Genomic DNA, 6,754 nt, shown 5'->3' with positions numbered 1-6,754 from the left:
CGCAGGATCACCGCGTGCGTGGTCGGGTCGTTGCCGGCGGCGGTCAGGACCTCGCCGAGTTCGAACCATCCGCGCGACGGGATGGCGTTGACGGGCGGGTAGTCGACGGTGACCGCGACTATCCCCGGTTCGACGGTGCGCGACGTGATTGTCATCGAGATCCTCGACCACTTCTTTGGGGGGCGACAGGGGAGATTTAGGGAAGCAAGCACTTGCTTGGTACGCTAGCACAGTGACTCACGCCGACGAAGGCCCCGTGTTCAGCTTCGGGCTCACCGGCCGGGTCGTGCTGGTAACCGGCGGCGTTCGAGGGGTAGGCGCCGGGATCAGCAGCGTTTTCGCCGCGCAGGGTGCCACCGTCGTCACCTGCGCTCGGCGTCAGGTCGACGGCCTGCCCTACGAATTCCACCCCTGCGACATCCGCGACGACGACGCGGTCAAGGCCATGATCGGCGCGATCGCCGACACGCACGGGCGCCTCGACGTGGTGGTGAACAACGCCGGCGGTTCGCCGTTCGTCATGACCGCGGACGCGAGCGCGAAATTCAACCGCAAGATCATCGAACTCAACCTGCTCGGCGCGCTGTCGGTCGCCCAGCACGCCAACGACGTCATGCAAGACCAGTCGAGCGGGGGGGCGATCGTCAACATCTGCAGCCTCAGCGGCCGCCGGCCGTCACCGGGCACCGGCGCCTACGGCGCGGCCAAGGCCGGCCTGGAAAGCCTCACCCAGACGCTCGCGGTGGAATGGGGGCCGAAGGTCCGGGTGAACGCCTGCGTCGTCGGGATGGTCGAAACCGAGCAGTCGGAACTGTTCTACGGCGACGCCGACTCGATCGCCGCGATCTCGAAGAACGTGCCGCTCGGCCGGCTTGCGACACCCGCCGATGTCGGTTGGGCCGCAGCATTTTTGGCCTCGGACGCGGCGTCCTACATCAGCGGCGCCTCGCTCGAGGTGCACGGCGGCGGCGAGCCGCCACCCTATCTGGCCACCACCAACGCAAGCTCGGTCAAGTAAAGGAGTCAGCAGTGGGATTAGTCGACGGCCGCGTGGTCATCATCACCGGAGCGGGCGGCGGCATCGGGCGGGCGCATGCCTTGGCGTTCGCCGCCGAAGGCGCCCGCGTCGTCGTCAACGACATCGGTGTGGGCCTGGACGGCTCACCGGCCGGCGGCGGCAGCGCGGCGCAGGGTGTGGTCGACGAGATCACCGCTGCCGGAGGCGAAGCCGTCGCCAACGGTTCCAACATCGCGGACTGGAACCAAGCCGCCGCGCTGATCCAGACTGCCGTCGACACCTTCGGTGGTCTCGACGTGCTGGTCAACAATGCCGGCATCGTGCGCGACCGCATGATGGCCAACACCAGCGAAGAAGAGTTCGACGCCGTCATCGCGGTCCACCTCAAGGGTCACTTCGCCGCGATGCGACACGCTGCCTCCTATTGGCGCGGCCTGAGCAAAGAAGGAAAAACGGTTGACGCGCGGATCATCAACACCAGTTCCGGCGCGGGTCTGCAGGGCAGCGTCGGCCAGGGCAACTACAGCGCTGCCAAGGCGGGTATCGCGGCGATGACTTTGGTCGGCGCCGCCGAGATGGGCCGCTACGGCGTCACGGTCAACGCGATCGCGCCGTCGGCCCGCACCCGGATGACCGAGACCGTGTTCGCCGAGATGATGTCCACCCAGGACGACGACTTCGACGCAATGGCGCCGGAGAACATCTCGCCGTTGGTGGTGTGGTTGGGCAGCAACGAATCTCGCGACATCACCGGCCAGGTGTTCGAGGTCGAGGGTGGCAAGATTCGCGTCGCCGAAGGCTGGGCACACGGCGCGCAGATCGACAAGGGGGCCCGCTGGGATCCCGCCGAGTTGGGTCCGGTCGTCGCTGATCTGCTGGCCAAGTCACGGCCGCCGGTTCCGGTGTACGGCGCCTGATCTCGGTTCGAATGAATGTCGACTGGTAGGCCAGCCGGTCCACACCGACGTTACGGGTCGCAGATGACGATCGGGATGACCCGGTCGGTCCAGGACTGGTAGTCCTCGAACGAGGAGTACATCGCGACGAGTTGCGGCCAGTACTGCGCGCGTTCGGCCTCCGTGGCGTCGCGGGCGGTGAGCCGCAGAACTTCTTTTTTGATCTGCACCGTCACCTTCGGGTTGGCCTTGAGATTCAGGTACCACATCGGATTGTTGGCCCGCCCGCCCTGCGAGGCCACCAGCACCACGCGGTTGCCGTCGCGCAGAAACAGCAGGGGGCTGACCCGCGGTTCCCCGGATTTACGGCCGATGGTGGTCAACAGCGCCACCGGCGCGCCTTGCAGGAACGAGCCGCCGACCTTCCCGCCGGACGCCTTGTAGGCCAAGGTGTTGATGCGTGACATCCATTTGATGAGGACGCCGGTGCCGGCGGAATTGAGTGCGGGCGGCGGATTGGGCATCCGAGGCTCCTTATCGGCGGTGTTGAATGAACGGACGTAACTGCGCGTTGATGTGGCGGATCTTGCCATCCACGATCAGAAACGTCTCGTCGACGTGCGAGCAAACCCGCCATCCGGCCAGCGATCCCTTGGTGATCACATCGAACTGTGCCCGTACCCGGTCGCCGTCGACTTCGAATCTCGGCGGCGTGCATTGCGCAATGAGCCGGAACTGCGGGCCGCGATTCAGGCTGCGGCGCAGGTGATTTCCGGAAAGACCGGTTTTGATACCCATTTCGAAACGAACGCAGTCCGGCGCGAACGGAACATCGTCGCCGCGGTGGCTGGCCAGCGCGTCGATGTAGGACTGCGCCGCTGCGATGCGCTCCGCGTCAGACACCGCCACCGGCGCTAGATCCGCTCGATGATGGTGCCGGTCGACAGCGCCCCGCCCGCGCACATGGTGATCAGGGCGGTGGTCTGGTCGGTGCGCTCCAACTCGTGCAGCGCGGTGGTGATGAGCCTGCTGCCGGTGCTGCCCACCGGGTGACCCAGTGCGATCGCGCCGCCGTTGACGTTGACCTTGTCCATGTCCGGGTTGTGCACCCGCGCCCAGGACAACACCACCGAGGCAAACGCTTCGTTGATCTCGGTGATGTCGATGTCGCCCATTTTCATCCCGGCCTTCTCCAGCACCTTCGCCGTCGACTGCACCGGTCCGTCCAGGTGGTAGTAGGCCTCGGCCCCGACCAGTGCCTGGCTGAGGATGCGGGCCCGTGGCCGCAGGCCCAGTGCCTTCGCTTTGTCTTCGTCCATCCACAGCACCGCGGCCGCCCCGTCGGAGATCTGCGACGACGTGCCCGCGGTGTGGATGCCGCCCTCGATCACCGGCTTGAGCTGGCTCAGGCCCTCCAGCGTGGTGTCGCGCAGACCCTGGTCCTTGCTGACGATGTGCCGCTCGCTGGTCGGCTGCTTGTTCTCGTCGAGCACCGGCGCCTCGATGCCGCTGATCTCGCGGTCGAAGCGGCCCTCGGCCCAGGCCTGCTTGGCCTTGCGCTGCGAGTCGAAACCGAATTGGTCGATCTCTTCGCGGGTGATGCCGCGACGCTTGGCGATTCGCTCGGCGGCGGTGAACTGGTCGGGCAGGTCGATGTCCCACGACGCGGGCCGCAGGATGCCACGGTCGGGGCCGGCGTTGGCGCCTAGCCCGACGCGGCTCATCGCCTCGATGCCGCACGCGATGCCGACGTCGATGGCACCTGCTGCGATCAGGCCGGCGATCAGGCCGTTGGCCTGCTGACTGCTGCCGCACTGGCAGTCCACCGTCATGGCGCCGACCTGCTCGGGCAGCCCGGCGACCAGCCAGCTGACGCGGGTGATGTTGTTGGACTGTTCGCCGTACTGCGTCACGCAGCCGCCGATGACCTGCTCGACCTCGCCGGCATCGATACCGGCCTTATCCACGAGGGCCTTCTGAACTGCACCTAGCAGCTCGGTGGCGTGCAGTCCGGACAACCAGCCGGCGCGCTTGCCGATCGGGCTACGAGTGGCTTCAACGATTACCGGGTTACCCATGCGGTCAGGCTAGAACACGTTTCATTACTCTGACAAGCGACGATGCGTGCGCACCTTTTGGTCTGCGGTGAGAGCATGTTTTACTGGCACTAGAACACGTTGTAGTTCAGGAGATCCCGATATGGCACCCCTCAGCATCCCGGCCGACTTCGACTTCCTCGATCCGGACGTCAACCTGGCCGGACTTCCGGTGGACGAACTCGCCGCGCTCCGCCAGTCCGACCCGGTCCACTGGGTCAGCGTTCCCGACGGCTGCGGAGGGTTCGAAGACAACGGCTACTGGCTGGTCACCAAGCACGCCGACGTCAAGGAGGTCTCGCGCCGCAGCGACGTTTTCTCCAGTTGGCAGAACGGCGCGATCCCGACGTGGCCGCCGGAGATGACGCGCGAGCAGGTCGAACTGCAGCGCAGCGTCATGCTCAACATGGACGCCCCGCACCACACCCGGCTGCGCAAGATCATTGCCCGCGGGTTCACCCCGCGAGCAATCGGTCGGCTCGAGGCTGAGCTGGCCCAGCGTGCCCAGAACATCGCCAAAGAAGCGGCGGCGGCGGGCGGCGGCGACTTCGTCGAACAGGTGTCGTGTGAGCTTCCGCTGCAGGCCATCGCCGGCCTGCTGGGGGTGCCGCAGGAAGATCGCGACAAGTTGTTCCGGTGGTCCAACGAGATGACCGGCGGCACGGACCCCGAATACGCCGACGTCGACCCGGCGCAGTCGTCGATGGAACTGATCATGTACGCGATGGCGATGGCGGCCGAGCGCAACCAAAACCCGACCGACGACATCGTCACCACGCTGATCCAGGCCGACATCGACGGTGAGAAGCTTTCCGACGACGAGTTCGGCTTCTTCGTCATCATGCTCGCGGTGGCCGGCAACGAGACCACTCGGAACTCGATCACCCACGGCATGATCGCGTTCGCCGACAACCCGGATCAGTGGGAGCTTTTCAAGAAGGAAAGGCCGTCCACGACCGCCGACGAGATCGTCCGGTGGGCGACGCCGGTGAGCGCCTTCCAGCGCACCGCCAACGACGATCTGGAGTTGGGTGGCGTGCAGATCAAGAAGGGTCAGCGGCTGGTGATGTCCTACCGCTCGGCCAACTTCGACGACGAGGTCTTTGACGATCCATTTGCCTTCAACATCCTTCGCGACCCGAATCCGCACGTCGGCTTCGGCGGGACCGGTGCGCATTACTGCATCGGCGCCAACTTGGCCCGGATGACGATCAATTTGATCTTCAACGCGGTCGCCGACCACATGCCCGATCTCACGCCGATCGGCGAGCCCGAGCGGCTGCGGTCGGGCTGGCTCAACGGCATCAAGCACTGGCAGGTCGACTACTCCGGCAAGAGCGCCTGATGGATTTCACGCCGGACCCAGAGCAGCAGGCGGTCGCCGACGTCGTCACCTCGGTTCTCGACCGGGATTTCAGCTCGGCGACGATACGAGCCGGGGAGGAGCCGGGCGCATCCAACCCGGGCTGGGACGCGCTCGTCGCCGGTGGTGTGACGGCCTTGCCGGTGCCCGAGCGCGCCGGCGGCGACGGTGTCGGCCTGCCGGAGATCGCCACGGCGCTGACCGAGATCGGCCGGCACGGCCTGATCAGCCCGGCGTTGGCCACCCTCGGTTTCGGTGCGATTCCGCTGCTGGACTTGGCTTCCGGCGAGCAGCAAGACCGCTACCTCGCTGGTGTCGCGAAGGGATCGGTGCTCACCGCGGCACTCAACGAGCCCGGCACCGCGCTTCCGGATCTTCCAGCGACCACGTTCGCCGGCGGTCGGCTGTCGGGCACCAAAGTCGGTGTGGGATATGCCCAAAGCGCCGACGGGATGCTGGTTACCGCGGACAGCGCGGTCGTGGTGGTGTCACCGAAGGCCGACGGTGTGCAGATCACCAAGACGCCCACGTCCAGCGGGACCGAGGAGTACGTAGTCACGTTCTCAGATGTCGCGGTGGCCGACGAGGATGTGCTCGTCGGGGCGACGGCCCAGCGGGTGAATCAGCTTGCGCTGGCTGCGATCGGCGCCTACGCCGCGGGCCTCGTTGCCGGGGCGTTGCGGCTGACCGCCGACTATGTCGCTCACCGGGAGCAGTTCGGCAGGCCGCTGTCAACCTTCCAGACGGTCGCAGCGCAACTCGCCGAGGTCTACATCGCCTCGCGAACAATCGATTTGGCATCGACCTCGGTGATATGGCGACTGGGTGAGGGCCTCGACGCCGGCCAAGATCTCGATGTGCTCGGCTACTGGATCACGTCGCAGGCGCCGCGGGTGATGCAGATCTGCCACCACCTGCACGGCGGGATGGGGATGGACATCACCTATCCGATGCACCGGTACTACTCCACGATCAAGGATTTGACCCGGCTATTGGGCGGACCGTCGCATCGACTCGATCTGGTCGGCGCTCGCGAGCGCGGCACAGTCGGGAGCAGCGCGTCGTCGCCGAGCCAGCCCAAACCGGGCGCAAGGTTCATCGACCTGACCTCGGAGCAGCGCCAGCTGCAAGCCGAACTGCGGCAGTATTTTTCGACCCTGATCTCGGCCGACGAGATGAAGGCGATGGAATCCGACCGCCACAACGAGGCTTATCGTGCGGTGATCCGGCGGATGGGCCAAGACGGCAAGCTGGGCGTCGGCTGGCCGAAGGAGTTCGGCGGTTTGGGTTTCGGCCCGGTCGAGCAGTCGATTTTCGTCAACGAGGCGCACCGCGCCGACGTGCCGCTGCCCGCGGTGACGCTGCAGACGGTCGGTCCGGT

At 66.2% G+C, this 6,754-nt stretch carries 7 protein-coding genes and 2 pseudogenes; 5 read left to right on the top strand and 4 right to left on the bottom strand.

From position 1 onward, the window contains the following. Positions 1–155 (bottom strand): annotated as a pseudogene (locus AC2VOG_RS14735) (enoyl-CoA hydratase); the annotation flags it as partial. Positions 156–232: 77 nt separating this feature from the next. Here AC2VOG_RS14735 and AC2VOG_RS14730 point away from each other — a divergent pair. Next, positions 233–1,018, top strand: coding sequence for an SDR family oxidoreductase (locus tag AC2VOG_RS14730; protein ID WP_486940625.1), 786 nt, complete (start codon positions 233–235; stop codon positions 1,016–1,018). An 11-nt stretch (positions 1,019–1,029) separates the two neighbouring features. Further along, positions 1,030–1,935: an SDR family oxidoreductase gene (locus AC2VOG_RS14725; protein WP_486940624.1), complete on the top strand. Its 906-nt coding sequence runs from the start codon at positions 1,030–1,032 to the stop codon at positions 1,933–1,935. A gap of 50 nt (positions 1,936–1,985) precedes the next feature. On the opposite strand, the gene AC2VOG_RS14720 is transcribed toward AC2VOG_RS14725, so the two are convergent. The 3 genes from AC2VOG_RS14720 to AC2VOG_RS14710 are packed head-to-tail and all read right to left on the bottom strand — an operon-like array spanning position 1,986 to position 3,992. Further along, a complete protein-coding gene (locus tag AC2VOG_RS14720) occupies positions 1,986–2,438 on the bottom strand; it encodes a nitroreductase family deazaflavin-dependent oxidoreductase (RefSeq protein ID WP_486940623.1) in 453 nt (150 codons plus the stop codon). A 10-nt stretch (positions 2,439–2,448) separates the two neighbouring features. Continuing rightward, positions 2,449–2,823, bottom strand: coding sequence for a nuclear transport factor 2 family protein (locus tag AC2VOG_RS14715; protein ID WP_486940622.1), 375 nt, complete (start codon positions 2,821–2,823; stop codon positions 2,449–2,451). 5 nt (positions 2,824–2,828) lie between these two features. Then, a complete protein-coding gene (locus tag AC2VOG_RS14710) occupies positions 2,829–3,992 on the bottom strand; it encodes a steroid 3-ketoacyl-CoA thiolase (protein WP_486940621.1) in 1,164 nt (387 codons plus the stop codon). 121 nt (positions 3,993–4,113) lie between these two features. On the opposite strand from AC2VOG_RS14710, the gene AC2VOG_RS14705 reads away from it, so the two are divergent. From AC2VOG_RS14705 to AC2VOG_RS14695, 3 genes and pseudogenes are all read left to right on the top strand, one after another. Further along, positions 4,114–5,355: a cytochrome P450 gene (locus AC2VOG_RS14705; RefSeq protein WP_486940620.1), complete on the top strand. Its 1,242-nt coding sequence runs from the start codon at positions 4,114–4,116 to the stop codon at positions 5,353–5,355. Continuing rightward, positions 5,355–6,407: pseudogene (locus tag AC2VOG_RS14700) on the top strand (acyl-CoA dehydrogenase family protein); the annotation flags it as partial. The gene AC2VOG_RS14705 and the pseudogene AC2VOG_RS14700, both read left to right, overlap by 1 nt. A gap of 63 nt (positions 6,408–6,470) precedes the next feature. After that, positions 6,471–6,754 (top strand): acyl-CoA dehydrogenase family protein (locus AC2VOG_RS14695; RefSeq protein WP_486940626.1); only part of this gene is annotated, 284 nt, incomplete at its 3' end.

It is taken from the genome of Mycobacterium sp. TH-M11, assembly GCF_057473725.1.
The sequence above is the reverse complement of the archived record's forward strand: the minus strand, read 5'-3'. Positions and strand labels throughout refer to the sequence as shown.

Excerpts from the sequence above, each read along its gene's own strand:
- AC2VOG_RS14710 (WP_486940621.1), bottom strand. The coding sequence starts at position 3,992 with ATGGGTAACCCGGTAATCGTTGAAGCCACTCGTAGCCCGATCGGCAAG.
- AC2VOG_RS14705 (WP_486940620.1), top strand. The coding sequence starts at position 4,114 with ATGGCACCCCTCAGCATCCCGGCCGACTTCGACTTCCTCGATCCGGAC.
- AC2VOG_RS14720 (WP_486940623.1), bottom strand. The coding sequence starts at position 2,438 with ATGCCCAATCCGCCGCCCGCACTCAATTCCGCCGGCACCGGCGTCCTC.